The organism is Geodermatophilus sp. SYSU D01106 (assembly GCF_054049995.1).
On record NZ_JBJGYM010000023.1, the window covers coordinates 51,346 to 76,290 of the forward strand.

Genomic DNA, 24,945 nt, shown 5'->3' on the forward strand with positions numbered 1-24,945 from the left:
TCGGCGGTGTCCGCGGGCACCTCCCGGGGAAGGGAGGTGCCATGGCGGTCTGCGAGGTCTGCGGCAACGACTACGCGATGAGCTTCGAGGTGGTGGCGCAGGGCGTCACGCACACCTTCGACAGCTTCGAGTGCGCGATCCACCGCATGGCCCCGATCTGCGAGCACTGCGGGGTCAAGGTGGTCGGCCACGGCGTCGTCGTCGAGGGGCAGTTCTACTGCTGCGCGCACTGCGCGCGCGCCGAGCACGAGGGCGCCGCGGTGGCCGACTCCGCCTGAGCCCGCCGGCGGCCGGGTCAGTCGCGCGGGAACTCGGGCGTGCGCGGCTCGGGCACGCGGTCGCCGATGCCCTCGAGCGGGGCGAGCCCCGAGGGCAGCCGGGACCAGACGTGCTTGCGGCCGGGCCGGCGCTCCCAGCCGTAGGCCACCGACAGCTGGGCCACCAGGTGCAGCCCCATGCCGCCGAGGGACGGGTCGCGGTCGACGGCGGGCACCGGCGGCCGGTCGGGCGCCTCGTCGCTGAGGTCGAGCAGCCACCCGGCGGGGCTGGCCACCACGAGCGCGCGGACGTCGCCGCCACCGTGCCGCAGCGCGTTGGACGCCAGCTCCTCGAAGACCAGCAGCAGCCCGTCGCGGGCGTCCTCGGTGGAGGACGTGCTCACCGACGGGTGGGCGATGCGCGCCCGCAGGTCGGCCCGGACGCGGGAGACGACGTGCATGGCCTCCAGCTGCCAGTGCCAGACGTCGCCGGCCACGGAGGGCACGGGTGTGAGCGGCCACGCCTCCTGGCCCATCGTCCACCCTCCGTCGCTCCGCAGCACCGGCGCCCATCCTCGCCGAAACCCCGTCGTCCCGCAGCGGAGGGTCCGCCGTGGGTCGCCGGACGCCCCGAACGGGGGGTCCCAGGGCAGGATGGGCGCGTGGAGGACCTGTGGAGGGCGCTGAGCCGGCTGCGGCTGGCCGACCGCGAGCTGTCCGACGTCCTGGGGGAGGTGACGCGCCTGGCGACCGAGCACGTGCCCGGCGCCGAGTCGACGTCGATCACGCTGGTCCGCGGCGACGTGCCCACCACCGCCGCCCACGACGGCGACATGGCGCTGGCGGCCGACGAGCTCCAGTACGCCCGCGGGTACGGGCCCTGCCTGGACGCCGGCCGCGGCGGGGTGCAGCTGCGGGTCGACGACATGCGCACCGAGACCCGCTGGCCCGACTACACCGCACGCGTCCTCGCCGTCGGCGTGCGCAGCTCGCTGTCGACGCCGCTGCCCTACCAGGGCACCACGATCGGCGCGCTGAACATCTACTCGACGCGGCCCGGCGCCCTCGCCTCCGACACCTCGGCGGAGGCGGCCCGCGAGGTGGCCGAGGCGGTGGCGGTCGCCGTCGCCAACGCCGACGCGCACGCCCTGCTGGGCGAGCACGCCCGCAACATGGAGCTGGCGATGCAGTCGCGGGCGGTGATCGAGCAGGCCAAGGGCGTGCTCATGGCGCAGCGCCGGGTCGACGCCGACGCCGCCTTCGACCTGCTGCGCGACGCCTCGCAGCGCTACAACCGCAAGCTGCGCGACATCGCCGCCGGGATCGTCGCCTCGGTGGCGCAGCCGGCCGGGGGCGTCAGCCCCGACGGGCGGCCAGGTCGCTCAGGCGGCTGACCAGGAACTCGACGGCGGCCGGGCTGTCGACGGTCTCGGCGACGTCGACCGCGGTGGGGGAGTCCGACACGGTGCGGCGGTCGACCAGCGTCTGGCCGCGGCCGGCGCCGCGGGTGGTGTCGACGACGACGTCGCGCCGCACGGTGCCCAGCGTGCCCGGCGCGATCGCCTCGGTGAGCGCCAGCGCGTCGTGCACCACCACGCCGGTGGTGCCGTAGGAGCTGCGCGCGTGGTCGAGGTACTGCTGCAGGATCGCCGCCGCCGTCGCGCCGACGGGGCCCGCGGCGGCGAAGCGGGCGATGCCGTCCTCGTCGAGCACGGTGGGCAGCGTGACGTCGAGCCCGACCAGCACCGTGGGCACCGTGGCGCCGAGCACCCGGGCCGCGGCCTCGGGGTCGGCCCACACGTTGAACTCCGCCGCCGCGGTCACGTTGCCGCCGCGACCGGCCGAGCCGCCCATGAGCACCAGCCGGCCGATGCGGGCGGCGGCCTCCGGGTAGGTGGCCAGCAGCAGCGCGACGTTCGTCCACGGGCCGATGGCGGCCACGGTCACTGGGGTATCGGACGCCAGCAGCAGCTCGGCCAGGGCGACCACCGCGGGTCGCGGGTCGACGGCGGCCGGCGAGGGCGGCAGGTCGACCCCGCCGAGCCCGGTCCGCCCGTGCACGTGCCCGGCCCGCTCGGGCTGCGCGTAGACCAGCGACTCGGCGGCACCGGCGGCCACCGGGACGTCGGAGCGGCCGGCCAGGTGCAGCACGCGCAGCGCGTTCTCGGTGGTCTGCGCGAGGTCCACGTTGCCGTGCGTGGTGGTGACCAGCCGCAGGTCGACCTCGGGGCTGGCGAGGGCCAGCAGGATGGCGAGGGCGTCGTCGATGCCCGGGTCGGTGTCGATCACGAGGGGGGTGGCAGCCACCGGCCCATCCCAGCAGACCCGGTACGGCAGGATCGCGCCGTGCCCGACGTCCTGCTCGCCAGCTGTGCCGAGGCCGCCGGGAGGGACGAGGACGAGCCGCTGCTCGTCGCCGCCCTGGCCGCCGAGGGCCTCACCGCCTCCGCCGCCGACTGGGCCGACCCGACGGTCGACTGGTCCGCCGCGACCGCCGTCGTCGTCCGGTCCACCTGGGACTACGCGCCGCGGCGCGACGAGTTCCTGGCCTGGGCGCGGCGCGTGGGGGAGGGCACCCGGCTGGCCAACCCGGCCGCGGTGCTGGCCTGGAACACCGACAAGCGGTACCTGCGCGAGCTGGCCGGCGCCGGGGTGCCCGTCGTCCCCACCGCCTGGGCGGAGGGGCCCGGCGACGTCGACGGTGCGCTGTCCCGCTGGCCCGGCGACGTCGTGGTCAAGCCGGTGGTCTCCGCCGGCGCCCGCGACACCGCGCGCTTCCCCCCGGAGCGGCGGGCCGGCGCCCGCGAGCTGGCCGAGGGGATCCTCGCGAGCGGCCGGGCGGTGATGGTGCAGCCCTACCTCGCGCGGCTCGACGCGGAGGGCGAGACGGGGCTGGTGTACGTCGGTGGCGCGTACAGCCACGCGTTCGGCAAGGGCGCGCTGCTGGCCGGTGAGGCGCTGGGCCCGGGGCTGTTCGCCGAGGAGACCATCACCGCCCGCACCGCCGGGCCGGAGCAGCGCGCGCTCGGCGACCGGGTGCTGGCGTGGGTGCGCGAGCGGACCGGGGAGACCCCGCTCTACGCGCGCGTCGACCTGGTCCCCGGCGACGACGGCGCGCCGCAGGTGATCGAGGTCGAGCTGACCGAGCCGAGCCTGTTCCTCACGACAGACGACGGCGCGGCCGCCCGGTTCGCCGCGGCGATCAGGAGCCGGATCGGCTGACCCCCGCGCCCGGCGACCCCGCGTCCTCCCGGGCGGCCGCCCGGCGCCGCGGCAGTGCCGTCGCCAGGTACAGCAGCAGCCCGACGGCGACCAGCACCCCGGCGAACGCCCAGGTGCGGGCCTCCTGCTGCCAGAGCAGCACCAGGCAGGACGCGACGCCGAGCACCGGCACGACCGCCGGCACCCGGAAGTGCGGCACGTCCACCCGGTCGCGGCGCAGCACGAGCACCGCGGTGTTCGTGCTGATGAAGACGAACAGCAGCAGGAGCACCACGGTGTTGGCCAGCGTGGCGAGGTCGCCGAGCAGGCTCAGCCCCATCGCCACCGCGGTGGTGACGGCGATGGCCACCCACGGCGTGCGCCGGCGGGGCAGCACCCGACCGAGGGCGGCGGGCAGCAGCCGCTGCTCGGCCATCCCGAACGCCATCCGGCTCGCCATGATCATGGTGAGCAGCGCGCCGTTGGCCACGGCGACGAGCGCGACCACGCTGAACAGCTGGTCGGGGATCCCGGCGTCGGCGGCGCGCACCACCTCCAGCAGCGGCCCGGTGGAGTCGGCGAGCTCCTCGGGCGGCAGCACGACCGCCGCGGCCAGGCCGACCAGCACGTAGACGGCGCCGGCGGTGAGCAGCGCGCCGAACAGCGCCCGCGGGTAGACCCGGCGGACGTCGCGGACCTCCTCGGCCACGTTCGCCGACGTCTCGAACCCGACGAACGAGTAGTAGGCCAGCAGCGCCGCGGCCAGCACCGCCGTCCCCGCCGACACCCCGGGCGGGAACTCCAGCGCCCGCGCCGGCTCGCCGTCGCCGCGGAACAGCACCACCGCGCCGAGGACGACGACGAGCACCAGGCCCGACGTCTCGACCAGCGTCATCACGAGGTTGGCGCGCAGCGACTCCTGGATGCCGCGGGCGTTGAGCAGCGCCACGGCCAGCAGGAACACGATCGCGGCCGGCGCGGCGGGCACGTCGAGGAAGACGCCGAGGTAGTCGCCGGCGAAGGCCAGCGCCAGCCCGGCGGCGCTGGTGACCCCGGCGGCGAGCATGCAGAAGCCGACGAGGAACGCCACGACGGGGGAGCGGAACGCCCGCTCGGCGAACACCGCGGAGCCGCCGGCCCGCGGGTACTTGGTGACCAGCTCGGCGTAGGAGGCCGCCGTCAGCAGGGCGAGCAGCAGCGCCACCAGCAGCGGCACCCAGATCGCGCCGCCCACCTCCCCGGCCACCTCGCCGACCAGCGCGTAGACGCCGGCGCCGAGGACGTCGCCGAGGATGAACAGGTACAGCAGCTTCCCGGTGACGGCGCGGCGCAGCTTGGTGTCCGGCGCGCCGTCGCCCGGGGAGTCCTGCGCGCCGACCGCCGTCCGGGAGGCGCCCGTGGCGCCGGAGTCCGTCACCGCACGATCGTGGGCACCCCTCCGGGCACCGGCAACCGGGCGGCACGGACGGGCGACTCCCGCGCCGGGCCCGACACGCCGGGCGCGGCGGGACGTGTCGCGGGGTGACCGGAGGCCCCCCGGGGCCCTCCCACGCTCAGGGGCGGTCGACGGGTCGACAAGTGCTCGCCGTCAGCACACGGTCACCAACCCGCAGGTCAGAGCGTCACAACGGTTGCGTCACGGGGGCTGCGGGACGTGTCCGGAACGGCCGTCCGCGGGGGTGGCGGTCCCTACCTTTCTCCTTGTCCGCGGCACCTTCCCCGGCCGCGGACACAGACCCCCAGGAGGACGGCATGGCGATCGACCGGGCACCCGCCCCGGCGTCGGCGACCCTGCCCGACGACCTGGTCCCCGCCGGCTGGGTCGAGCTGCTCGAGCGGGCCGAGGCCCTGCCGCACCGCCGCCGCCCGGCGCGCGCCGCCACCGTGCGCACCACCGGCACCCGTGTCGCCGGCAGCCGGGCCGCCGGCGCCGCCCCGGGCCGCGCGCTGCGGCCGCTGCCGGTGGCCCGCCCGGTGCCGGTGCCGCGCCCGCGGCCGGTCCCGCCGGCCACCGCCGCCGCGCCGGCCGCCCCGGTCCGCGCCCAGCAGCCCCCGGCCCCCGGCTCCCGGCTGCGCGCCCGGCTCCGCGCCGGCGTCCGCCGCCTCGCGATGTGGGGCGCCGGCCCCGGCGGGGCGCACGCCGCCTGGCCGACCGCGCCGGTCGCCGTCCCCCCGCCCGGCCCCGGCCTCGTCCGGCGCCTGGCGATGTGGGGTGCCGGCCCCGGCGGGGAGCACCTCGCCTGGGGTGCACCCCGTCCCGCCGCCCCCGTCCTGCGCCGGCCCGGCGCGGACGGACCCGTGGTGCTCACCGAGATGCCGAGCACCCCCACGATCACGCCCGCGGTGTCTTCCCCCACCGCGGCGTCTCCTCCGGCCGGCACCGCCCGGCCGGTGCACCCGGTGCCGCGGCCCCGCCCGCCCGGCCCGGCGCTGGCCCCCGCGGGCTGGCCCGCCCGCCCGTCGGCCACCCGGCCGACCGCGCGGGCACCCGACCCCCCGCCGCCGGCCGACGGCGCGGTGCGCACCCGGGGCGACCCGGTGCCACCGCCGGCCCGGGGCTCGCCCCGGCCACCGCCACCCGCCCCCGGCTGACCCCCTGCGCGCCTCCTCCCGGAGACCGCGCGTCCGCTCTCCTCGTCGACGTGCTCGACGGGCCCGGCTCCCGCCCCGGAGCCGGACCGCCGGCCCGCTCCCGCGAGCAGTTCCTCCCCGGCCCCCGTGGCCGCCCCCTGACCCCTCCGCGGCACCCGCGCCGCCGGCAGACCCCACCGCACGACGATCCGGCCTCGACCCTCCCGCCGACTGCCCCGCCCGGGGACAGCGCGCGGACCCTCCCGGGAGGCGCGGACGCGACGCGGCGGGTGGTGCCCGGCGGCAGCGGGACCCCTGCCGCCGGCGAACCGCACCGCACGACGATCCGGCCTCGACCCTCCCGCCGACTGCCCCGCCCGGGGACAGCGCGCGGGCCCATCCGGGAGGCACGGACGCGACGCGGGACGGCGCGCCGGCAGCAGCCGCCGGCGGAGGCGGACCAGGACCTGCCGGTGCCCGGCACGGACGACCCGCCCCGTCGTCCCCCGGGTCTCTGACCGGCACGGCCTGGCAGGACGGCGCCCCGGAGACCGGCGCGGCCCCGCCGCCCGAGGAGCGCTCCCGGACCCGGCCCGCGGTCCCCGGCCCGGCGCCGCGACAGGAGACCGCAGGACGCCGGCCCGCGAGCCCGCGGCGCAGGGACACCAGCGGGGACACGACCTCGACGGGCGCTCCCGGAGCGCCGGACCGGCAGCCCGCCGGCCGGCCTCCCGGGGCGCCCGTCCGGCGTTCCGGACGGCCCCGGCCCGTTCGAGTTGCGTATCCCCTCCGTGCACGGTTCGTTGCCCTCCGTGGAGTCGCTCACCCGGCGGCTCCTGGCCCACCGAGGGGACGAGGGATGCACGCACGCACGAAGGCAGTGCTCGCCGGAGCCGCTGCCCTGCTCACCGCCGGCCTGGTCGCGCCGGCACCCGCCGGCGCCGTCACCGGCGGCATCGAGGACCGGACGAACATCTACGACAACGTCGGCATGCTCGTCTTCTACGACGGCACGGGCGGGCGCTTCCGCTGCTCCGGGACGCTGGTGTCCGAGGACGTCGTCCTCACCGCCGCGCACTGCACCGCCGGCACGGTGGGCCGGACCCTGGTCACCTTCGACCCCGTCGTCGACGAGGCCGCGCCCGCCGACCTGCCGGTCGCCGACCCGGCGGTGGGGTACACCGGCTCCGAGGAGACCGACGCGGTCGACTGGGTGTCCGGCACCGCGTACACGCACCCGGACTACTCGGACTTCACCGACACGGACAACTGGAACGACGTCGGCGTGGTCGTGCTCGACGAGCCGGCGCCCGCGGGCGTGGAGCCCGCGCAGCTGGCCGCGCCGAACGAGCTGGAGCAGTACCGCCAGCCCGCGCTCAACCGGACGCTGTTCCGCGCCGTCGGCTACGGCACCGAGGTGCGCCAGCCCGACTCCGGCCCGCAGAAGCCGACGCCGCAGAGCTACCCGATCCTGCGCCGCTACACCGACGTCGTCGGCCAGAAGCTGACCGCCCAGATCCTGCAGGTCAACGGCAACGAGCACGACAACCGCGGCGGCGGCGGCACCTGCTTCGGCGACTCCGGCGGCCCGAGCTTCGGGCCCTCGGGCAACGTCGTCACCGTCACCAGCTACGGCTACACCGCCAACTGCCGGTACATCGACGGCCTGCAGCGCGTGGACATCCCGGTCGTCCAGGACTGGCTGGCGACCTTCGGGGTCCAGCCGGCCGCCTGACCGCACCCCCGGGGCCCCGGTCCGCCCTCGCGGGCCGGGGCCCCGCCGTGTCGTCCCCGGCACCCCGGTTGTCGCGCCCGCGCCGCGCATGGGAGAAAGGACGGCGTACCGCAGCTCTCCCACTGATTGGACCCGCACCCCCGTGACCGTCCCCGAGCAGCGCCCGGGGCCGCCGGGGAAGGCGTCCCGGCCGCTGTCCCTGCTGCCCGACGACCCCGACGTCAGCCGGATCCGCTTCGAGCTGGCCATCGACGCCGCGGGCATCGGCAGCTTCGACTGGGACCTCGTCACCGGCCGGCTGTCCTGGGACGACCAGCTGATGGCGATCTTCGGGTACCGGCCCGGGGGCTTCGACGAGTCGATCGACGCCTTCGCCGCGCGGCTGCACCCCGACGACCGCGAGCGCACGCTGCAGGCGCTGCAGGACGCCATCGACGACGTCGGCGTCTACGACGCGGAGTTCCGGGTGGTGCTCCCCAGCGGGGAGACCCGCTGGGTGCAGGGCCGCGGCCGGGCGCTGGCCGACGACCGCGGCACGGCGGTGCGGCTGCTCGGCGCCGGCATCGACACCACCCGCCTCCGCGAGGGCGACGCCCGCGTCTCCCGGGTGCTCGAGACCATGCGGTCGGCGTTCTTCGCCCTCGACCGCAGGTGGCGGTTCACCTACGTCAACGCCGAGGCCGAGCGGGTGCTGCACCGCTCCCGCGAGGAGCTCCTCGGCGGCGTCGTCTGGACGCTGTTCCCGGCGGCCGTCGGCAGCGACTTCGAGGTCCACTACCGCGCCGCGATGGAGGGCGGCGAGGAGCGGGTCTTCGAGGCGTACTACCCGCCGCCGCTGGACTCCTGGTACGAGGTGCGCGCCTGGCCCGGGCCCGACGGCCTGTCGGTGTACTTCCTCGACGTGACCGAGCGCCGCGCCGCCGAGCAGCGCGCCCGGGACAGCGCGGCCCGGCTGGCCCTGGTCGCCGAGGTCAGCGCGCTCATGTCCGCGACGCTCGGCTCACCGGCGGGGGAGCGCACCGCGCTGCAGCGGGTGGCCGAGGCCGTCGTCCCGGTGCTCGGCGACTGGGCGATCCTCACCCTCGCCGACGGCGCCGACGGGCGCATGCACGACGTCGCGAGCTGGCACGCCGACCCGGCGCTGCGCCCGGTGACGGCCACCTACGCCGCGCTGCGCCTGGCGTCGATCGCCCCCGACGCCCCGGTGCTGCGCGCGCTGGGGTCGGGCCGGCTGCTCACCGTGGCCGACGTGCCGGCCGCGATCCGGCCGACCCTGCCCGAGGGCGAGGTGCTCGACGCCTTCGACGCGCTGGCCCCGCGGACCGCGGTCACCCTCCCGCTGCTGGCCCGCGGCCGCACCCTCGGCGCGCTGAGCGTCTACCGCGGCGCCGGCCGGCCGGCGGCCACCGACGAGGACGTCGCCGCGGCCCGCGAGGTGGCCGACCGCGTCGCGCTGGCGCTGGACAACGCCCGGCTGTTCGACCAGCAGCGGCGTCTCGCCGAGGCGCTGCAGCGCAGCCTGCTCACCGCCCCGCCGCAGCCCGACGACGCCGAGATCGTCGTCCGCTACCAGCCCGCGGTGCAGGTCGCCCAGGTCGGCGGCGACTGGTACGACGCGTTCCAGCAGCCCGACGGCGCCACCGTGCTCGTCATCGGCGACGTCGTCGGCCACGACACCGAGGCGGCCGCCGCGATGGGCCAGCTGCGCGGGATGCTGCGCGGCGTCGCCCACCGCGGCGACACCCCGCCGGACGCCGTCCTCGCCGAGCTCGACGCCGCCGTCGACGCGCTCGGCCTCGACACCATGGCCACCGCCGTCGTCGCCCGGGTGGAGCAGACCCCGGAGCAGCGGGCGGCCGGGACGACGACGCTGCGCTGGTCCAACGCCGGGCACCCCCCGCCGCTGCTGCTCACGCCCGAGGGGGAGGTGCGCCGGCTCGGGGGCGAGCGCGGGGAGCTCATGCTCGGGGTCGACCCCGCCGCCCGCCGCACCTCGCACGAGGTCGAGGTCCGCCGCGGCTCGACGCTGCTGCTCTACACCGACGGGCTGGTCGAGGGCCGCGACCTGCTGCTCGACGAGGGCATCGAGCGGCTGCGGGACGCGCTGACGGAGCTGGCCGGACTGCCGCTGGAGCGGCTGTGCGACGCGCTGGTCCGCCGGCTGCGGCCCGAGGGACTGCAGGACGACGTCGCCCTCGTGGCCATCCGGCTCCACCCCCAGCCGGAGGGCCCCCGGCCCTAGCGGGGCAGGACCGCCCAGACGGTCTTCGCGTCGCCGTCGACGTACCAGCCGTGCGCCGTGGACAGCTCGGCGATCAGGTAGAGGCCCAGGCCGCCCTGCGCGGGGTCGCGGTCGACCGCGGGGGTCGGCGCGGTGCGGGTGTCGCCGTCGGTGACCGCCACGAGGAACGCGTCGCCGGTGCGGCGCACGGCGGCCTCCACCGACCCGCCGCCGTGCCGCAGGGCGTTGGACGCCATCTCGTCGAGGACGAGCAGCAGCCGGTCGCGCAGGTCGGCCGGGACGCCGACGGTGCGCGACCGCCGCAGCTCCGCGCGCATCCGGGGGAGCTCGGCGACGTCGGACAGCTGCCAGGAGACGCCGTCCCAGGCGGGGGGTGGGGGAGCCGACGGCCAGCCGAGGCCGGCCGGTCCGCGTCTCACCCGTGTGCTCCCCGTGGCTGTCGGGCGCCCGTGCCGGCGCCGTGGTCGAACACCTGCGTATGGCTCGCGCGGGGCCGGCTCAAACACGGTTGCGAGGAGCGTCACACCGGCGGGACCGGAACGGACCCGCCACGCGCCCGGAACGTGCCCGGAACACCGCGCCGGGACGCTGCTGCGGGTACCCGCCCCCCTGCGGCCGAGGAGTCCCCCCGATGGTCCTGTCCTCCGTGCGGTCGCGCGCCGCCGGCACCGCGCCCCGCGGCACCGCACCCCGCAGCACCGACCCGGCCGACCCCGACGGCCGCCCGCCGTGGCGGGTCGCGGTGCCGCTCGGGCTGCAGCACGTGCTCGCGATGTTCACGTCGAACCTGACGCCGGCGATCCTGCTGGCCGGCGTCATCGGCGCCACCACCGGTGAGGCCACCCTGCTGGTGCAGGCCGCGCTGCTGTGCGCGGGGCTGGCCACCCTGCTGCAGACCGTCGGCATCGGCCCGGTCGGCAGCCGGCTGCCGCTGATGATGGGCTCCGGGTTCGCGTTCATCGCCGTCGCGGTGCCGCTGGCCGAGGACCACGGGCTGTCGGCGGTGCTCGGTGGCGTGCTGGTCACCGCCGCCGTCCAGGTGGCCATCGCGCTCGGCATCCACCGGGTCGCCGCGCTGTTCCCGCCGGTGGTGACCGGCACGATCATCCTGGTCATCGGCCTGGGGCTGCTGCCCAGCGGGATCACCCTCGCCGCGGGCGGCGCCAACTCACCCGACTTCGGCTCGCCGGTGAACCTCGGGATCGCCGCGCTGGTCTGCCTGCTCGCCGTCGCGCTCAACCAGTTCTGCCGCGGCCTGCTGTGCAGCGCGTCGGTGCTGGTGGCCGTCGTCGTCGGCTACCTGGTGTCCATCCCGTTCGGCCTGCTCGACCTGTCCGGCGTCGGCGACCGGCCGCTGGTCGCCGTGCCGCTGCCCTTCGAGTTCGGCCTGTCGTTCCCGCTGGTGGCGGTGCTGTCGATGGCCGTGGTCGGTGTGGTCAACATGGTCGACTCCGTGGGCACCGTGCACGCGGTCACCGAGGGCGGCGCCGGGCGGCCGGCCACGCGGCGGGAGCTGCGCGGCGGCATCCTCGCCGAGGGCGGCAGCGCGGTGCTCGGCGGCGTCTTCGGCGCCCTGCCGACGACGATGTTCAGCCAGAACATCGGCCTGGTGGCGCTGACGAAGCTGATGAGCCGGCACGTGGTGACCATCGGCGCGCTGGTGCTGGTCGGCCTCTCGCTGCTGCCGCAGGTCGCCGCGGTGCTCGCCGCCATCCCGCCCGCGGTGCTGGGCGGCGGCGTGCTGGTCCTGTTCGGCATGGTGTGCGCGATCGGCGTGCAGATGCTCGCCAAGGACGGGCTGGACACGCGCTCGCTGCTGATCGTGGCGCTGTCGCTGGCCCTCGGCCGGGGCATCGCGTCGGTGCCCGGGGCGCTGGACCGGGTCACCGGCGAGTGGGGCGCGCTGTTCGACTCGGGGATCGTCGTCGCGGCCGTCGTCGCCGTCGTGCTCAACCTGGTGCTCCCGGGCCGCCCGGGGGCGCGTCAGGCGGCGGCGAGCGCCGCGCAGTAGTCGGCGACGACGGCGGGGTCGCGCATCGCCGGCCCCATCACCGCCACGCCGGACGCCCCGGCGGCGAGGCAGCCCGCCACGTCGCCGGGGCGCACGCCGCCCAGCGCCAGCACCGGCGGGGCGCCGGGGCCCCGCGCGGCGACGTGGGCCGCCAGGCCCGCCGGGCCCAGCGCGGGCCCGTACCCCGGCTTGGAGTCGGTGGCCGCGAACGGCGACAGCGTCACCCAGTCGCAGCCCTCGGCCGCCGCCCGCGCCAGCTCGGCCGCCGAGTGGCAGGAGCGGCCGACCAGCGGCGGGCGGGCGCCGGGGAACGGGTCCGCGGCCGACAGGTGCACCGGCAGGCCGGCGGGCGCGCCGGCCGCCCCGCCCCACACCAGCAGCCCGCCGACCGGGTCGAGCAGGTCGCGCAGGTCGGCGGCCAGCGCGGCCCGCTCGGCGGCGGGCAGGTCCTTGTCGCGCAGCAGCACCGCCCGCGCCCCGACGGCCACCGCCGCGGCCACCGTCTCGAACAGCGGGCGGGCCGCCTGCGTGCGGTCGGTGACGACGAGCAGCCGGGGGGTCACAGGGCGGGCAGGCCCTCGAAGGAGGTGGAGGCCTCGGCGTGCCAGCGGCGGGGGATCCGCCCGGCGAGCCGCGCCAGCCGCCCGCCCTCGACCGCCTGCCGCATGGCCAGCGCCATCCGCTCGGGGTCGCGGGCGCGGGTGACCGCGGAGGCCAGCAGCACCGCGTCGCAGCCGAGCTCCATGGCCAGCGCGGCGTCCGACGCGGTGCCGATGCCGGCGTCGAGGACCACGGGCACGTCGACGGCGTCGCGGAGCAGCGCGATCGAGTGCGGGTTGCGGATGCCCAGGCCGCTGCCGATCGGCGAGCCCAGCGGCATCACCGCGGCGCAGCCGGCGTCGGCCAGCCGGCGGCCGAGCACCGGGTCGTCGGTGGTGTAGGCGAGCACGGTGAACCCCTCGGCGACCAGCTGCTCGGCGGCGTCGAGCAGCTCGACGGCGTCGGGGAGCAGCGTGACGTCGTCGCCGATGACCTCGAGCTTGACCCAGTCGGTGCCGAACGCCTCGCGGGCCAGGCGGGCGGTGCGCACCGCCTCCCGCGCGGTGCGGCAGCCGGCGGTGTTGGGCAGCAGCCGGACGCCGGCGCGGTCGAGCACCTGCATCATCGAGCCGGCCGCCGACGCCTCGACGCGGCGCAGCGCGACGGTGACCAGCTGGGTGCCCGAGGCGCGGACGGCGGCCTCCAGCGCCTCCAGGCTCGGCACGCCGCCGGTGCCCAGCAGCAGCCGCGAGGTGAGGGTCTGCCCGCCGAGGACGAACGGGTCGCCCGCCTCCTCGGCGGCGAGGGCGGGCGCCAGCCGCCCGGTGAGGTCCTGGGTGGTCATCGTCAGCCTCCTGCGGTCGGGGCGAGCACCTCGACGGCGTCGCCGGGGGCCAGCGGGGTCTGCGCCCAGCTGCTGCGCGGGACGACGTCGCCGTTGCGGGCGACGGCGACGCGGTCGTGGCCGGACGCGCGCTCGGCCAGCAGATCGGCCACGAGGTCGGCCACGGTGGCGCCGTCGGCCAGCTCGGCCGCGTCGCCGTTGACGGTCACCTGCACTCAGGTCCTCCCGAAACGGTCGGTGGTGAAGGGCGCCGCCACCTCGGGCAGGGCGCCGGTGGCGAGCAGCTCCGCGGTGGCCTCGGCGGTCACCGGGGTGAGCAGCACGCCGTTGCGGTGGTGGCCGGTGGCCAGCACCAGGCCGGGCAGCGGGCCGGGGCCCAGCAGCGGCGCGTTGTCGGGCGTGCCGGGGCGCCAGCGGGCGAGGGTCTCGACCAGCTCGAGCTCCTCCACCTCGGGCACCACCTCGACGGCGTCGTGCAGCAGGTCGTGCACGCCGCCGGCGGTCACCCGGGCGTCGAAGCCGCGGTCCTCCACGGTGGCGCCGACCACGAGCCGGTCGCCCCCGTACGGGACGAGGTAGACGTGCCGGCCGCGGACCAGCGCCCGCACGGTGCCCGCGAGCAGCCCGTCGGCGCCGGCCAGGCGCAGCACCTGCCCCTTCACCGGGCGCACCGGCAGCGCCGGGAGGCCGGGGAGGGCGCCGCTGTGCGCGCCGAGGGCCAGCACGGTGGCGCCGGCGGCGACCGGCTCCCCGGACGCGAGCACCAGCCCCGCGGCCCGCCCGCCGTCGACGGCGACGTCGGCCACGCGCTCCCGCCGCAGCTCCACCCCGGCTGCCTCCGCGGCGGCGAGCAGCGCGGCGTGCACCGCCCGGCCGTCGACGGAGTGGTCGCCCTCGACCAGCAGCCCGCCGCGCACCCGGGTGGCCAGCGCGGGCTCCCGGCGGCGGGTCTCGCGCGGGGTCAGCCGCTGCGCGGCCAGGCCGAGCTCGCACTGGAAGGCGTGCAGCGCGTCGAGCTCGCGGACGTCGTCCTCGTCGAAGCCGACCACCAGCGTGCCCGCCGTGCGCAGGCCCACCTCCAGGCCCGAGTCCGCCTCCAGCTCGGCGGCGAAGGCGGGCCACCGCTCGAGCGAGGCGGCGCCGAGCCGCAGCAGCGCCTCCTCGCGGTACCCGGCCTCGGTGACCGGCGCGAGCATCCCGGCCGCGGCGAGCGAGGCGCCGGTGCCGGGGGCGTCGTCGACCACGGTCACCGACAGCCCGCGCCGCGCCGCCCGCCAGGCCACCGCGAGGCCGACCAGGCCGCCGCCGGCGACGGCGACGTCGGTCACGCGGCGGCGCGCTGCCGGCGGCCGCGCAGCACCAGCGGCAGGGCGAGGACGACGGCGACGGCGAGACCCACCAGCGAGGCCGACCAGCCGTTGCCCGGGTCGATGCCGAGGTCGGCCTGGCGGGCGCTCCACCACGCCGTCCAGCCGGCGCCCGGGCCGGGGAAGTAGGTGGGCAGGGTGAGCTGGTAGGCGACGAACCCGGCGGCCCACGGCAGCAGGTACAGCGGCCGGGCGGGCGCGGTGTCGGAGGTGTCCCAGGCCCCGCGCGGGGTGAGCCAGTAGGCCACGATCAGCACGCCGGCCAGCGGCACGAACACCGCGCCGATGAGGAAGAGGAACGGCTCGTAGGCGACGACGTCGAGGGTGAGCGCGAGCAGCGTGGCCGCGGCGCCCACGCCCACCACGAGCACCCGCCGGTCGAGCCGGCCGACGACGTTCTGCGCCGACACCGCCGTCGAGTACAGGTTGGCGAAGGCCTCGTCGAGCTCGACCGAGACCAGCACGAGCACCGCCACGGCGCCCAGCGGCACCGCCAGCAGCGCGCCGATGACGTCGAGGCCGGAGCTGCCGTAGGCGGCCAGCGCGAGGACGCCGAGGGCGAACATCACCACGGTGGCCAAGCCGTAGCCGACCGCGGAGCCGACGCCGGCGGCGCGGGCGCTGCGGGCGTGGCGGGTGTAGTCGGCGGCCAGCGGCAGCCAGGACACCGGCAGCGCGATGACGATGTCGGCGGCGGTCCAGAACGACGTCGCCCCGCCGTCCTCCAGCGGCGGCAGCGGCTCGGCCAGGACCTGCACGAACAGGTAGGCGACGGCGGCCAGCGCAGCCCAGACGGCGTAGCGGGCCAGCAGCCGGACGACGCCGAGCGGGCGCAGCGCCATCGCGGTGGCCAGCACGCCCGCGGCGAAGACGAACGGCCAGCGGGGCGCGTCGAGCACCCGGGCGGCGGCCTCGGCGATCACGACGATCTCGAAGGTCGCCCAGCCGATGCACTGCACGAGGTTGAACGCCGTGGGCAGCCAGGACGTGCGCCGGCCGAGCAGCCCGCGCAGCAGCACCATGCCGGGCACGCTCTCCCGCGCGCCGGCGGCGGCGACCGCGCCGAGCAGCAGCGAGCCGACGACCGCCCCGACGACGACGGCGGCGAGGGTCACCCACAGCGGCCGGCCGGGCAGGACGACGAACACCGCCGCGACCGGCAGCAGGAGGCTCACGCCGAGGTTGGCCCACAGGCCGAGGGACTCGCCGAGGCCGAGGGTGCGCGGCGGCGCCTCGTCGAGGGTGAGGGGCGCGTCGGAGGTGCGGGCGCCGGTACGGACACGGTCGGACGTGCTCATGGCTGCTCCCTACGCCGGCATTACCCGGTCAGGTTCCAGCGGTCGGCGGCGCGCTCAGCCGCCCTCTCAGCCCGGTTGCCCCGAGCTCCCGCACATGGCGCCGCCACGATAACCACCCCGTAGGGTCGGCCGCCGTGCCGGTCGCCGACCTGCTCGCCCGCCACGCCGACGCGTGGGGCCGAGCCACCCGCTCCCCGTTCCTCGACGCCGTCCGCGACGGCACGCTGCCCGACGCCTCCTTCGACACCTGGCTCGTGCAGGACGCCCACTTCCTCGGTGACCTGCTGCGCTTCCAGGCGCGGCTGCTCGCCCGCGCGCCGCGCTCCGCGCAGGCCGTCCTCGCCGACGGCTGCGTGGCGCTGGTGCAGGAGCTCGACTGGTTCGGCCGGGTCGCCGCCGAGCGCGACCTCGACCTCGCCGCGCCGCAGCTGCCGGCCACCATCGCCTACGGCGACCTGCTGTACCGGCTCGACGTCGCCGACGTCGGCACCGCCCTGACCGCGCTGTGGGCCGTGGAGCGCGCCTACCTCGACGCCTGGTCCGGCGCCCGCCCCGGCGCCGGGCCGTACGGGCCGTTCGTGGAGCACTGGACGACGCCGGGCTTCGCCGGGTACGTCGCGGCGCTGGAGACGGCGGCCGACGCGGCGGGCCCGGGCGACGAGCCCGCCTTCCTGGAGGTCGCCGCCGCGGAGGCGGACTTCTGGGCGATGACCGCGTGAGGACCGCGTGAGCCTCTCGGCCGACCTGTGGCGGGGCAGTGCCGACCTCGCCGCGGCGTCGCTGGACTCGCCGTTCGTCCGCGGGGTCGCCGACGGCACCCTGCCGCGGGAGCGGTTCGCCGGGTACGTCGCCCAGGACGCGTTCTTCCTCGAGGCGTTCGCCCGCGCCTACGCGCTGGGGGTGGCGCACAGCCGCGACCGGGCGACGCTCGACGCCTTCGCCGGCCTGCTGGCCGGGGTCCGCGACGAGCTGCGGCTGCACGACGGGTACGCCGCGCGCTGGGGCATCGACCTGGCCGCCGTCGAGCCCGCCCCCGCGACGACGGCCTACACCGACTTCCTGCTGGCCACGGCCGCGCTCGGCGAGCTCGGCGAGGTCTGCGCGGCCATGACGCCGTGCATGCGGCTGTACGCGCACCTCGGCCAGGCACTGGTCCCCGGAGCGGTAGGTGCGTACCGGGAATGGGTCGACACCTACGCCGACCCGGGCTTCGAGGAGCTGGCGCGCACCCTCGAGGCGCTGCTCGACCGGCTGGCCGCCGACACCCCGGCCGTGCGCCGGGCCTACCGGCGCGCGATGGGGCTGGAGCTGGCGTTCTTCGACTCGGCCTCCTCCGGCGGGCCCGCACCGGCCGGGGGTACCGTCGCCGGTCAGTGACCCGGGGTGTCCGCCGTCCGGCGGGCTGAGAACACACCCGTCGAACCTGTCCAGGTCATGCTGGCGAAGGGACGTCACGGTGGATGCCGCCGCTCTGACCGCTGCCCGGTCCGCCCTCGCGGGCCGCGCGCCGCTCGTGCACTGCCTCACCAACACCGTCGTGCAGACGCTGACGGCCAACGCGCTGCTGGCCGTCGGCGCGGCGCCGGCGATGGTCGACGAGCCCGCCGAGGCCGAGGGCTTCGCCGCCGTCGCCTCGGCGGTGCTGGTCAACGTGGGCACCGTCAACCGGGCGACCGCGGAGGCGATGCGGCTGGCCGCCCGCTCGGCCGCGGCCGCCGGGACGCCGTGGGTGCTCGACCCGGTCGCCGTCGGGGCGCTGCCGTTCCGCACGGAGCTCGCCGCCGAGCTGCTGGGGTCGCGGCCCGCCGTCGTCCGCGGGAACGCCTCCGAGGTGCTGGCGCTGGCCGGCGCGGGCTCCGGCGGGCGCGGCGTCGACTCCACGGACAAGACAGACGACGCGCTCGACGCGGCCGTCGCGCTGGCCGGGCGCACCGGCGGCGTGGTGGCCGTCAGCGGCGAGGTCGACGTCGTCACCGACGGCACCCGCACGGTCCGGGTGGGCGGCGGATCGGTGCTGCTCACCCGCACCACCGGTGCCGGGTGCGCCCTCGGCGCGCTGGTCGCGGCCTACCTGGGCGCGGGCGCCGACCCGCTCGCCGGCGCCGTCGCCGCCCACGCGCACGTGGCGCTGGCCGCCGAGGCCGCGGCCGCCGTCGCCGCCGGGCCGGGCACCTTCGCGCCGCTGTGGCTCGACGCGCTCGACGCGGTGACCGACCTGTCCGCCGCCCGGGTCGACGCGTGAGGCCCGCCTTCGACCCCACGCTCTACCTCGTCACCGACACGGCGCTGTCCGGCGAGCGCGGCGTGGCCGAGGTGGTGCGGGCGGCGGTCTCCGGCGGGGTGACCGCGGTGCAGGTGCGCGACAAGACGGCGTCGTGCCGGCAGCTGTACGCGCTCGCGCTGACGGTGCGGGAGGTCCTCGCCGGCACGGGCGTGGCGCTGTTCGTCAACGACGACGTCGAGGTCGCGCTCATGGCCGGCGCCGACGGCGTGCACGTCGGGCAGGACGACACCCCGGCCGCCGAGGTCCGCGAGCGGATCGGCCCCGACCGGCTGCTCGGGCTCTCGACCGGGTCGCCCGACGAGCTCGCCGTCGCGCTGGCGCTGCCGCCGGGCACGGTCGACGTCGTGGGCATCGGGCCGGTGTGGACCACGCCCACCAAGCCCGACGCCGGCACCGGCCTCGGGCCCGAGGGGGTCACGGCGCTGGCGGCGGAGGCCGCGGCGGGCGGGTTGCGGTCGGTCGCCATCGGCGGCATCGACGTCGAGCGGGCGCCGCTGGTGACCGGGGTGGACGGCATCTGCGTCGTCTCGGCGATCTGCGCCGCCCCGGACCCGGCGGCCGCCGCGCGCGCCCTGCGGGCTGCCCGGTGACCGGGCGGTCGGGGGTGCCGGTCGCGCTCACCGTCGCGGGCAGCGACCCCAGCGGCGGCGCCGGCGTCCAGGCCGACCTCAAGACCTTCAGCGCGCTCGGCGCCTACGGCACCGCGGTGCTCACCGCGCTGACCGCGCAGAACACCCGCGGCGTCACCGGCGTGCACCCGGTGCCCGCGGAGTTCGTGGGCGAGCAGATCGCCACCCTGCTCGACGACGTCACGGTGCACGCGGCCAAGACCGGCATGCTCGGCACCGCCGCGGTGGTGCGCGAGGTCGCCGCCCGGCTGGCCGGCCGCGCCGCCGGGCCGGTCGTCGTCGACCCGGTCATGGTGGCCACCAGCGGCGACCGGCTCGTCGACGACGACGCGGTCGCCGCCGTCCGCGACGTGCTGCTGCCGGTGGCCGACCTGGTGACGCCGAACGTGCCGGAGGCGGCCGCGCTGCTCGGCACGGCGCCGGCCACCACGGTGGACGAGCTGCCCGGCCAGGCGCGGGCGCTGCTGGAGCTGGGCCCGCGCGCGGTGCTGCTGAAGGGCGGCCACCTGGGCGGGGACGTGTCGGTCGACGTGCTCGCCACCGCCACCGGCGTGGTGGAGACCGTGCGCCCGCGCATCGACACCCGGGCCACGCACGGCACCGGCTGCACGCTGTCGTCGGCGATCGCGGCGCTGCTCGCCCGCCGGCGCGCGGCCGCCACCGAGGACGCGGAGCCGGACTGGGCGCCGGTGGTCGAGGGCGCCCGCGACTACCTGCAGGCCGCGCTGGCCGGCGGGGCGGCGCTGGGGATCGGCTCCGGGCACGGCCCGGTGCACCACTTCGCGGGCATCTGGGCGGTCTGAGGAACCGCGTTGCGCCCCGGGCTACAACGGACGGGTGCGCATCGTCCAGACCGGCCCGGACGACGTGCTGTTCGCCGCCTGGTGCGAGGTGTGGGCCGCCGCGCAGCGCGCCGACCGCCCCGGCGAGCGGCCGCGGCCGGCGCGGGAGCACGTCGCCCTGGGGCGGCGGCTGACCACCCCCGGCGGCGCGCAGCGGGGCACGCACCGGGCCGCGGTCGACGGCGGCCGCGTCGTCGGCGCCCTGCGCGTGCTGCTGCCGGTCCGGGACAACACGTCCATGGCGTACGTCGACGTCGCCGTGCACCCGGGGGCCCGCCGCCGCGGGACCGGCACCGCCCTGCTGGCCGAGGGCCTGCGGCTGGCCGCGGCGGCGGGGCGCACGTCGGCGGTCGCCGAGGTCGACGAGCCCGCGCCGGGCACGGCCGGCCGCGCCTTCGCCCGGGCCGCCGGGTGGACGTGCGACCTGCAGGAGACCCGCCGCGACCTGCTGCTCCCCGCCGACGAGGAGCGCCTCGCCGCGCTGGAGGCCGGGGCGGCCGCCGCGAGCGCGCGGTACGAGGTGGTCACCTGGCGGGACCGGACGCCGGACGCGCTGCTGGAGGACCGCGCCCTGCTCAGCCGGCGGATGTCCACCGACGCCCCGACCGGGGACGTGCCGGTGGACGAGGAGGTCTGGGACGGCGCGCGGGTGCGGGAGATGGAGGCCCTGGTCCTCGACCGCGGGCGCACCGTGCTGTCGGCCGGCGCGCTGCACGGGGGGCGGCTCGTCGCGTTCACCGACCTGCACGTGCCGTTGGAGCAGCCGGAACGGGCGAACCAGAGCGGCACGCTGGTGCTGCGCGAGCACCGCGGGCACCGCCTCGGCGCGCGGATCAAGGCCGCCGTCCTCCGCGAGCTGCCCGGCGCGCTGCCGCAGGTGCGGCGGATCAGCACCTACGACGCCGACAGCAACCGGCCGATGGTCGCGGTCAACGAGGCCCTCGGTTTCCGGCCCGCGGGCGGGCTGTCGACCTGGTCGACCCGGATCTCCCCGTGAGGGGTTCTCCCCGGCTGATCGCCGGCCGCTGGTCGGGTCGGCTTGACGGGGTCGTCCCGCGGCCGGGACCGTGACCCATGGCGACCGACCGCCCGCGCCCCGTCTTCAGCCGCTGCTACGACCGGGTCAGCCGGCGCCTGGAGGACGCCGGCATGGCCGACCTCCGCCGGGAGCTGCTGGGCGGGCTGGCCGGCGTCGTGGCCGAGGTCGGCTGCGGGAACGGGCTGAACTTCCGGCACTACCCGCCGGCGGTCACCCGCGTGGTCGCCGTCGAGCCCGAGCCGCGGCTGCGGGCCGCCGCCGAGCGGGAGGCGGGCGCCGCCGGGGTCGCCGTCGAGGTGCACGCCGGCACGGCCGAGGAGCTGCCGCTGCCCGACGGCGCGGCCGACGCCGCCGTGCTGTGCCTGGTCCTGTGCAGCATCCGGGAGCGCGCGCGGGCGCTCGCCGAGGTGCGCCGGGTGGTCGGGACCGGCGGGGAGCTGCGCTTCCTCGAGCACACGGTGGCCGAGGACCGGCGGCTGCGGCGGGTGCAGCGGTTCGTCGACGTCGCCGGCTGGCCGCTGCTCGCCGGGGGCTGCCACACCGCCACCGACCAGGTCGCCGACATCGAGCGGGCCGGCTTCACGGTGCGCCGGGCGCGGCGGTTCGACTTCCCGCCCGCGCGGGTCCGCGTGCCGGCCAGCCCGCACGTGCTGGGCGTCGCGGTCGCCTGAGTCAGTCCCCGGCCGCGCCGAAGAGCCGGTCCAGGCGGTAGGCCACCACGCGCTGCGCGTCGGCGACGTCGCGCTGCTGCCCCAGCACGCTGCTGACCAGGCCGTTGGTCAGCGCCAGCAGGCCCACCACCTCGATCCGCGGGTCGACGCCGGCCGGTACCTCACCGGCGTCGACGGCGCGCTGCAGCACCCCGGTGAGCCACCGCTCGAGCGCGTCGGGGGCGTAGCGGCCGTCGACGGCCTCGGCCGGGTCGGTGAGCCCGGCGGCGTAGTAGGCGGTCCAGGCCAGCTGGTCGGCGCGGCTGGCCTCGTCGGTGGGCAGGATCGCGCCGAGGACCACCTCGAACACGGTCCGCGGCGGGAGCCCGGTGCCGATCGCCGCCGCCCGCTCGCGCACCCGCCGGTCCAGCCGGGCGGCGAGCTCGGCGATGCCCGAGAGCATCAGCGTGCGCTTGTCGGTGAAGTAGTACTGCACGACCCGCAGCGAGACGCCGGCCTCGGCGGCGACCTCGCGCATCGACACCGCCTGCAGGCCGCGGGTGCTGGCGATGCGCAGCAGCGCGGCGGTCAGGTGCCGGCGCCGCTCGTCGTGGTCGACGCGTCTCGGCACGGGCACCTCTTTCGTGGTACGACTGTATCCCCATAGACCGCCCGGGAGGCAGCCGTGCCCATCCTGACCGCGCGCTCCGGTGATCCGGACACCCCCGTCGAGATCGCGTACGAGGTCCTCGGCCCCGCCGACGGCGACCCGCTGCTGCTGGTCATGGGCCTGGGCGCCCAGATGGTCGGCTGGCCCGACGGGTTCTGCGCCGAGCTCACCGGCCGCGGTTTCCGCGTCGTCCGCTTCGACAACCGCGACGTCGGCCTGTCCACCCACCTGGACACCCCGGTCCCGGCGCAGCCGTGGCGGCGGGTGCCCCCGGCCTACTCGCTGTCGGACATGGCCGGCGACGCGCTCGCGGTGATGGACGCCGTCGGGTGGGCCGCCGCGCACGTGGTCGGGGCGTCGATGGGCGGGACGATCGCCCAGCTGCTCGCCGTCGAGCACCCCGCCCGGGTGCTGTCGCTGACCTCGGTCATGTCCACGCCGTCGCCGCGGATCGGCCGGATGCGGCCGCGCACGACGCTGGCACTGGTCCGCCGGGCACGGCGGCTCGCGAGGGAGCGGGGCCCGGCGACGACGCCGGAGGCGATGGCGGACGTCATGGTCGCGATGCAGGAGGTGACCGGGTCGCCCGGCTACCCGGCCGACCGCGAGGACCACCTGGCGGTGCTGCGGGTGGCCATGGCCCGCGACGCGTCCGGGCTCACCGGCCCCGGTGCCCGCCGGCAGCAGGCCGCGCACCGGGCCTCCCGCGACCTGCGCGCGGAGCTCGCCGCCGTCCGGGTGCCGACGCTGGTCGTGCACGGCGACGCCGACGTGATGATCCGGCCCGAGGGCGGGGAGGCGACGGCGGCCGCGGTGCCGGGCGCCCGGCTCGTCGTCCACCCGGGGATGGGCCACGAGCTGCCGCGGGCGCTGTGGCCGCGGCTGGCCGAGGACGTCCGCGCCACCGCCGACCTCGCCGCAGCCCACCGGACCTGACGCGACGGCCCGACGCGAAGGGGCCCGACGCGGAGGCGCCTGACGCGGTGCGCGCGGCCGGGCGCGCTGGTTGACTCGGCGGATGGTCTCGCCGATCCCAGAACCGGAACCGGTCATCGACCCGACGGAGCCGGTGCCCGACGACCCGGGTGAGCTCCTGCCCGACGCGCCGGAGCCGCTGCCGCCCCCGCCCGTGGAGCCCACCCCCGGCGACCCGGGCGGCGACCCGGGCGGGGTGCCCGAGCCGGCCTAGACACGGAGCCGCGACACCGTGCGCGGAGGTGCAGTCCGACCGGCGCGGACTGCACCTCGGCGCACACCGTCGAGCCCGCCCGGCCTAGGAGACGAAGCCGATCAGCAGGTGGGCGTTGAGGCCGATGATCAGCGCGGCCACCACCGAGCCCACCAGCGTGGTGGTGCGGCGGTTCACCCAGCCGCCCATGAGGTCGCGGCGGCTGGTCAGCCACAGCAGCGGCACCAGCGCGAACGGGATGCCGAAGCTCAGCACCACCTGCGACCAGACCAGCGCGGTGGTGGGGTCGCCGCCGAGCACGAGCACCGCGAGGGCCGGGGCGAGGGTGACCAGTCGCCGGGCCAGCACCGGGACGTGCCGCTTGAGGAAGCCGGCCATCACGACCTGGCCGGCGTGCGTGCCCACCGACGACGACGCGAAGCCGCTGGCCAGCAGCGCGATCGCGAAGGCGAGGGCGGCGCCGGTGCCGAGCTGGTCGCCGAGGCCGGCGTGCACGCTCTCCAGCGACGCGATCCCGTCGTCGGCGGTGAACAGCTGCGCGGCGATGATCAGCATGGCCGCGTTGACCAGCCCGGCGACGCCCATGGCGACCAGCACGTCGAGGCGCTGCGCCCGCAGCAGCCGGCGCCGTCCCTGCTCGGTCTTGCCGGCGGTGACGACGTCGCCGTAGCGGCCGGGCGTGAGCGCCGAGTGCACGTAGATGACGTGCGGCATGACCGTCGCGCCGAGGATGCCGGCGGCCAGCACCAGGCTGTCGGGCCCCTCGAAGGTCGGCACCATCCCGCCGGCCACCCCGCCGAGGTCGACGCCGGAGCCGACCAGCGTGTAGCCGAAGCCCAGGCCGATGACCAGCAGCAGCCCGGCGATGACCCGCTCGAAGGGCCGGTGCCCGCGCGACTGGGCGCCGAGCAGGACGAAGGCGACGACGGCGGTGATGATCCCGCCGACCGGCAGCGGCACCCCGAACAGCAGGTTCAGCGCGACGGCGCCGCCGACGATCTCGGCGAGGTCGGTGGCGATGGCGACGGCCTCGGCCTGCAGCCACAGCCCGCGGGTGACCGGCTTCGGCAGGCGCTCGCGGCAGTTGGTGGCCAGGTCGCGGCCGGTGGCGAGGCCCAGCTTGGCGGTGAGGCTCTGGATGAGCATCGCCATGAGGTTGGCCGCGACGATCACCCACAGCAGCGTGTAGCCGAACGAGGCGCCGCCGGAGAAGTTGGTGGCGAAGTTGCCCGGGTCGACGTAGGCGACCGCGGCGACGAACGCGGGGCCGAGCAGCGGCCAGATGCGGCGGCGGCCGGTCGCGGGGGGCGGCGGGGTCCTCGGGGTGCCGACCAGCGTCGTCGGCAGGACGGCGGCCTCGGTCTTGGACAGGTACACGGCGGCCTCACAGGGGCGGGGGCTGGTCGGGCGGGCTCTGTGCCGGTTCTGCCCGCCGGGGGTGTCACGGTCGGGCCAGGTGGTGGCCCGCGCGGGCCGAGGTGAGCCTTGCCTGCGTCCCGGGGGCGCGGTCCCCGGGCGCGGGCCCGGGTGGGGGTCAGGGCGCCCGGGGGCTCTCGCCCCGGGTTGCGGTGGGTGG

27 protein-coding genes and 2 riboswitches are annotated in these 24,945 nt (G+C 77.6%); of the genes, 16 read left to right on the forward strand and 11 right to left on the reverse strand.

Annotated features, from left to right (window positions below; translation table 11 throughout):
- The first annotated feature begins 41 nt into the window (after window positions 1–41).
- Entirely contained in the window at window positions 42–278 is a 237-nt protein-coding gene (locus tag ACI78R_RS19830) for a hypothetical protein (RefSeq protein WP_073422130.1), read from the forward strand.
- Between the two features lie 17 nt (window positions 279–295).
- Here the strand turns inward: ACI78R_RS19830 and ACI78R_RS19835 are convergent, their stop codons facing one another.
- Entirely contained in the window at window positions 296–820 is a 525-nt protein-coding gene (locus ACI78R_RS19835; protein ID WP_245794780.1) for an ATP-binding protein, read from the reverse strand.
- A gap of 99 nt (window positions 821–919) precedes the next feature.
- On the opposite strand from ACI78R_RS19835, the gene ACI78R_RS19840 reads away from it, so the two are divergent.
- Window positions 920–1,651 (forward strand): GAF and ANTAR domain-containing protein, encoded by a 732-nt coding sequence (locus ACI78R_RS19840; RefSeq protein WP_073422131.1) that lies wholly within the window; start codon window positions 920–922, stop codon window positions 1,649–1,651.
- Here ACI78R_RS19840 and ACI78R_RS19845 read toward each other — a convergent pair.
- Window positions 1,614–2,564 (reverse strand): nucleoside hydrolase, encoded by a 951-nt coding sequence (locus ACI78R_RS19845; protein ID WP_457042004.1) that lies wholly within the window; start codon window positions 2,562–2,564, stop codon window positions 1,614–1,616. The two genes, ACI78R_RS19840 and ACI78R_RS19845, sit on opposite strands and share 38 nt — an antisense overlap.
- 39 nt (window positions 2,565–2,603) lie before the next feature.
- On the opposite strand from ACI78R_RS19845, the gene ACI78R_RS19850 reads away from it, so the two are divergent.
- Complete coding sequence (locus ACI78R_RS19850) at window positions 2,604–3,479, forward strand: ATP-grasp domain-containing protein (RefSeq protein WP_457042005.1); 876 nt, start codon at window positions 2,604–2,606, stop codon at window positions 3,477–3,479.
- Here the strand turns inward: ACI78R_RS19850 and ACI78R_RS19855 are convergent.
- Window positions 3,460–4,875, reverse strand: a complete 1,416-nt coding sequence (locus tag ACI78R_RS19855; protein ID WP_457042006.1) for an APC family permease — start codon at window positions 4,873–4,875, stop codon at window positions 3,460–3,462. The genes ACI78R_RS19850 and ACI78R_RS19855 overlap by 20 nt on opposite strands.
- A gap of 335 nt (window positions 4,876–5,210) precedes the next feature.
- On the opposite strand from ACI78R_RS19855, the gene ACI78R_RS19860 reads away from it, so the two are divergent.
- From ACI78R_RS19860 to ACI78R_RS19870, 3 genes are all read left to right on the forward strand, one after another.
- On the forward strand, window positions 5,211–6,050 hold the full coding sequence (locus tag ACI78R_RS19860) for a hypothetical protein (protein WP_457042007.1): 840 nt from the start codon (window positions 5,211–5,213) through the stop codon (window positions 6,048–6,050).
- Window positions 6,051–6,888: 838 nt separating this feature from the next.
- Window positions 6,889–7,764 (forward strand): trypsin-like serine protease, encoded by an 876-nt coding sequence (locus tag ACI78R_RS19865; RefSeq protein ID WP_457042008.1) that lies wholly within the window; start codon window positions 6,889–6,891, stop codon window positions 7,762–7,764.
- 142 nt (window positions 7,765–7,906) lie between these two features.
- Window positions 7,907–10,006 (forward strand): SpoIIE family protein phosphatase, encoded by a 2,100-nt coding sequence (locus ACI78R_RS19870; RefSeq protein WP_457042009.1) that lies wholly within the window; start codon window positions 7,907–7,909, stop codon window positions 10,004–10,006.
- Here the strand turns inward: ACI78R_RS19870 and ACI78R_RS19875 are convergent.
- On the reverse strand, window positions 10,003–10,425 hold the full coding sequence (locus ACI78R_RS19875) for an ATP-binding protein (protein ID WP_073422137.1): 423 nt from the start codon (window positions 10,423–10,425) through the stop codon (window positions 10,003–10,005). The two genes, ACI78R_RS19870 and ACI78R_RS19875, sit on opposite strands and share 4 nt — an antisense overlap.
- A 212-nt stretch (window positions 10,426–10,637) precedes the next feature.
- Here ACI78R_RS19875 and ACI78R_RS19880 point away from each other — a divergent pair, with 212 nt between their 5' ends.
- Window positions 10,638–12,017 carry a uracil-xanthine permease family protein gene (locus ACI78R_RS19880; protein ID WP_457042010.1) on the forward strand — a complete coding sequence of 460 codons (1,380 nt, stop codon included), beginning with the start codon at window positions 10,638–10,640 and terminating at the stop codon, window positions 12,015–12,017.
- On the opposite strand, the gene ACI78R_RS19885 is transcribed toward ACI78R_RS19880, so the two are convergent.
- The 5 genes from ACI78R_RS19885 to ACI78R_RS19905 form a co-directional block, all read right to left on the reverse strand.
- Window positions 11,990–12,580: a thiamine phosphate synthase gene (locus tag ACI78R_RS19885; protein WP_457042011.1), complete on the reverse strand. Its 591-nt coding sequence runs from the start codon at window positions 12,578–12,580 to the stop codon at window positions 11,990–11,992. The genes ACI78R_RS19880 and ACI78R_RS19885 overlap by 28 nt on opposite strands.
- Window positions 12,577–13,401, reverse strand: coding sequence for a thiazole synthase (locus tag ACI78R_RS19890; RefSeq protein WP_457042012.1), 825 nt, complete (start codon window positions 13,399–13,401; stop codon window positions 12,577–12,579). The genes ACI78R_RS19885 and ACI78R_RS19890 overlap by 4 nt, the downstream gene beginning before the upstream one ends.
- 2 nt (window positions 13,402–13,403) lie before the next feature.
- Window positions 13,404–13,616: a sulfur carrier protein ThiS gene (thiS, locus tag ACI78R_RS19895; protein WP_073422140.1), complete on the reverse strand. Its 213-nt coding sequence runs from the start codon at window positions 13,614–13,616 to the stop codon at window positions 13,404–13,406.
- Window positions 13,617–14,729, reverse strand: coding sequence for a glycine oxidase ThiO (gene thiO, locus ACI78R_RS19900; protein ID WP_457042013.1), 1,113 nt, complete (start codon window positions 14,727–14,729; stop codon window positions 13,617–13,619).
- A complete protein-coding gene (locus ACI78R_RS19905; protein ID WP_457042014.1) occupies window positions 14,726–16,066 on the reverse strand; it encodes a purine-cytosine permease family protein in 1,341 nt (446 codons plus the stop codon). The genes thiO and ACI78R_RS19905 overlap by 4 nt, the downstream gene beginning before the upstream one ends.
- A riboswitch (TPP riboswitch) is annotated at window positions 16,056–16,168 on the reverse strand. It overlaps the preceding gene by 11 nt.
- 32 nt (window positions 16,169–16,200) lie before the next feature.
- Here ACI78R_RS19905 and ACI78R_RS19910 point away from each other — a divergent pair.
- The 7 genes from ACI78R_RS19910 (at window position 16,201) to ACI78R_RS19940 (ending at window position 21,531) form a co-directional block, all read left to right on the forward strand.
- The gene (locus tag ACI78R_RS19910; protein ID WP_457042015.1) at window positions 16,201–16,785 is read left to right on the forward strand and encodes a thiaminase II/PqqC family protein; all 585 of its coding nucleotides are present in this window, start codon (window positions 16,201–16,203) and stop codon (window positions 16,783–16,785) included.
- A gap of 7 nt (window positions 16,786–16,792) precedes the next feature.
- Window positions 16,793–17,443: a TenA family protein gene (locus ACI78R_RS19915; protein ID WP_457042016.1), complete on the forward strand. Its 651-nt coding sequence runs from the start codon at window positions 16,793–16,795 to the stop codon at window positions 17,441–17,443.
- Window positions 17,436–17,532, forward strand: a riboswitch (TPP riboswitch). (Overlaps the previous gene by 8 nt.)
- A complete protein-coding gene (thiM, locus tag ACI78R_RS19920; RefSeq protein WP_073422145.1) occupies window positions 17,523–18,308 on the forward strand; it encodes a hydroxyethylthiazole kinase in 786 nt (261 codons plus the stop codon). It overlaps the preceding riboswitch by 10 nt.
- The gene (thiE, locus tag ACI78R_RS19925) at window positions 18,305–18,940 is read left to right on the forward strand and encodes a thiamine phosphate synthase (protein ID WP_457042017.1); all 636 of its coding nucleotides are present in this window, start codon (window positions 18,305–18,307) and stop codon (window positions 18,938–18,940) included. The genes thiM and thiE overlap by 4 nt, the downstream gene beginning before the upstream one ends.
- On the forward strand, window positions 18,937–19,782 hold the full coding sequence (gene thiD, locus ACI78R_RS19930) for a bifunctional hydroxymethylpyrimidine kinase/phosphomethylpyrimidine kinase (RefSeq protein ID WP_336032602.1): 846 nt from the start codon (window positions 18,937–18,939) through the stop codon (window positions 19,780–19,782). Before thiE ends, thiD begins: the two co-directional genes overlap by 4 nt.
- A 34-nt stretch (window positions 19,783–19,816) precedes the next feature.
- Window positions 19,817–20,818 (forward strand): GNAT family N-acetyltransferase, encoded by a 1,002-nt coding sequence (locus ACI78R_RS19935; RefSeq protein WP_457042018.1) that lies wholly within the window; start codon window positions 19,817–19,819, stop codon window positions 20,816–20,818.
- Between the two features lie 77 nt (window positions 20,819–20,895).
- Window positions 20,896–21,531 (forward strand): class I SAM-dependent methyltransferase, encoded by a 636-nt coding sequence (locus ACI78R_RS19940; RefSeq protein ID WP_073422149.1) that lies wholly within the window; start codon window positions 20,896–20,898, stop codon window positions 21,529–21,531.
- A 1-nt stretch (window position 21,532) separates the two neighbouring features.
- On the opposite strand, the gene ACI78R_RS19945 is transcribed toward ACI78R_RS19940, so the two are convergent.
- Window positions 21,533–22,147, reverse strand: a complete 615-nt coding sequence (locus ACI78R_RS19945; RefSeq protein ID WP_217651332.1) for a TetR/AcrR family transcriptional regulator — start codon at window positions 22,145–22,147, stop codon at window positions 21,533–21,535.
- A 48-nt stretch (window positions 22,148–22,195) separates the two neighbouring features.
- Between ACI78R_RS19945 and ACI78R_RS19950 the strand changes: the two genes are divergently transcribed.
- Together ACI78R_RS19950 and ACI78R_RS19955 are read left to right on the forward strand one after the other, a co-directional pair.
- Complete coding sequence (locus tag ACI78R_RS19950; RefSeq protein ID WP_457042019.1) at window positions 22,196–23,116, forward strand: alpha/beta fold hydrolase; 921 nt, start codon at window positions 22,196–22,198, stop codon at window positions 23,114–23,116.
- Between the two features lie 82 nt (window positions 23,117–23,198).
- Window positions 23,199–23,369, forward strand: a complete 171-nt coding sequence (locus ACI78R_RS19955) for a hypothetical protein (protein WP_175562940.1) — start codon at window positions 23,199–23,201, stop codon at window positions 23,367–23,369.
- An 84-nt stretch (window positions 23,370–23,453) separates the two neighbouring features.
- Here the strand turns inward: ACI78R_RS19955 and ACI78R_RS19960 are convergent, their stop codons facing one another.
- Window positions 23,454–24,746 (reverse strand): Nramp family divalent metal transporter, encoded by a 1,293-nt coding sequence (locus ACI78R_RS19960; protein WP_457042020.1) that lies wholly within the window; start codon window positions 24,744–24,746, stop codon window positions 23,454–23,456.
- Between the last annotated feature and the right edge of the window lie 199 nt (window positions 24,747–24,945).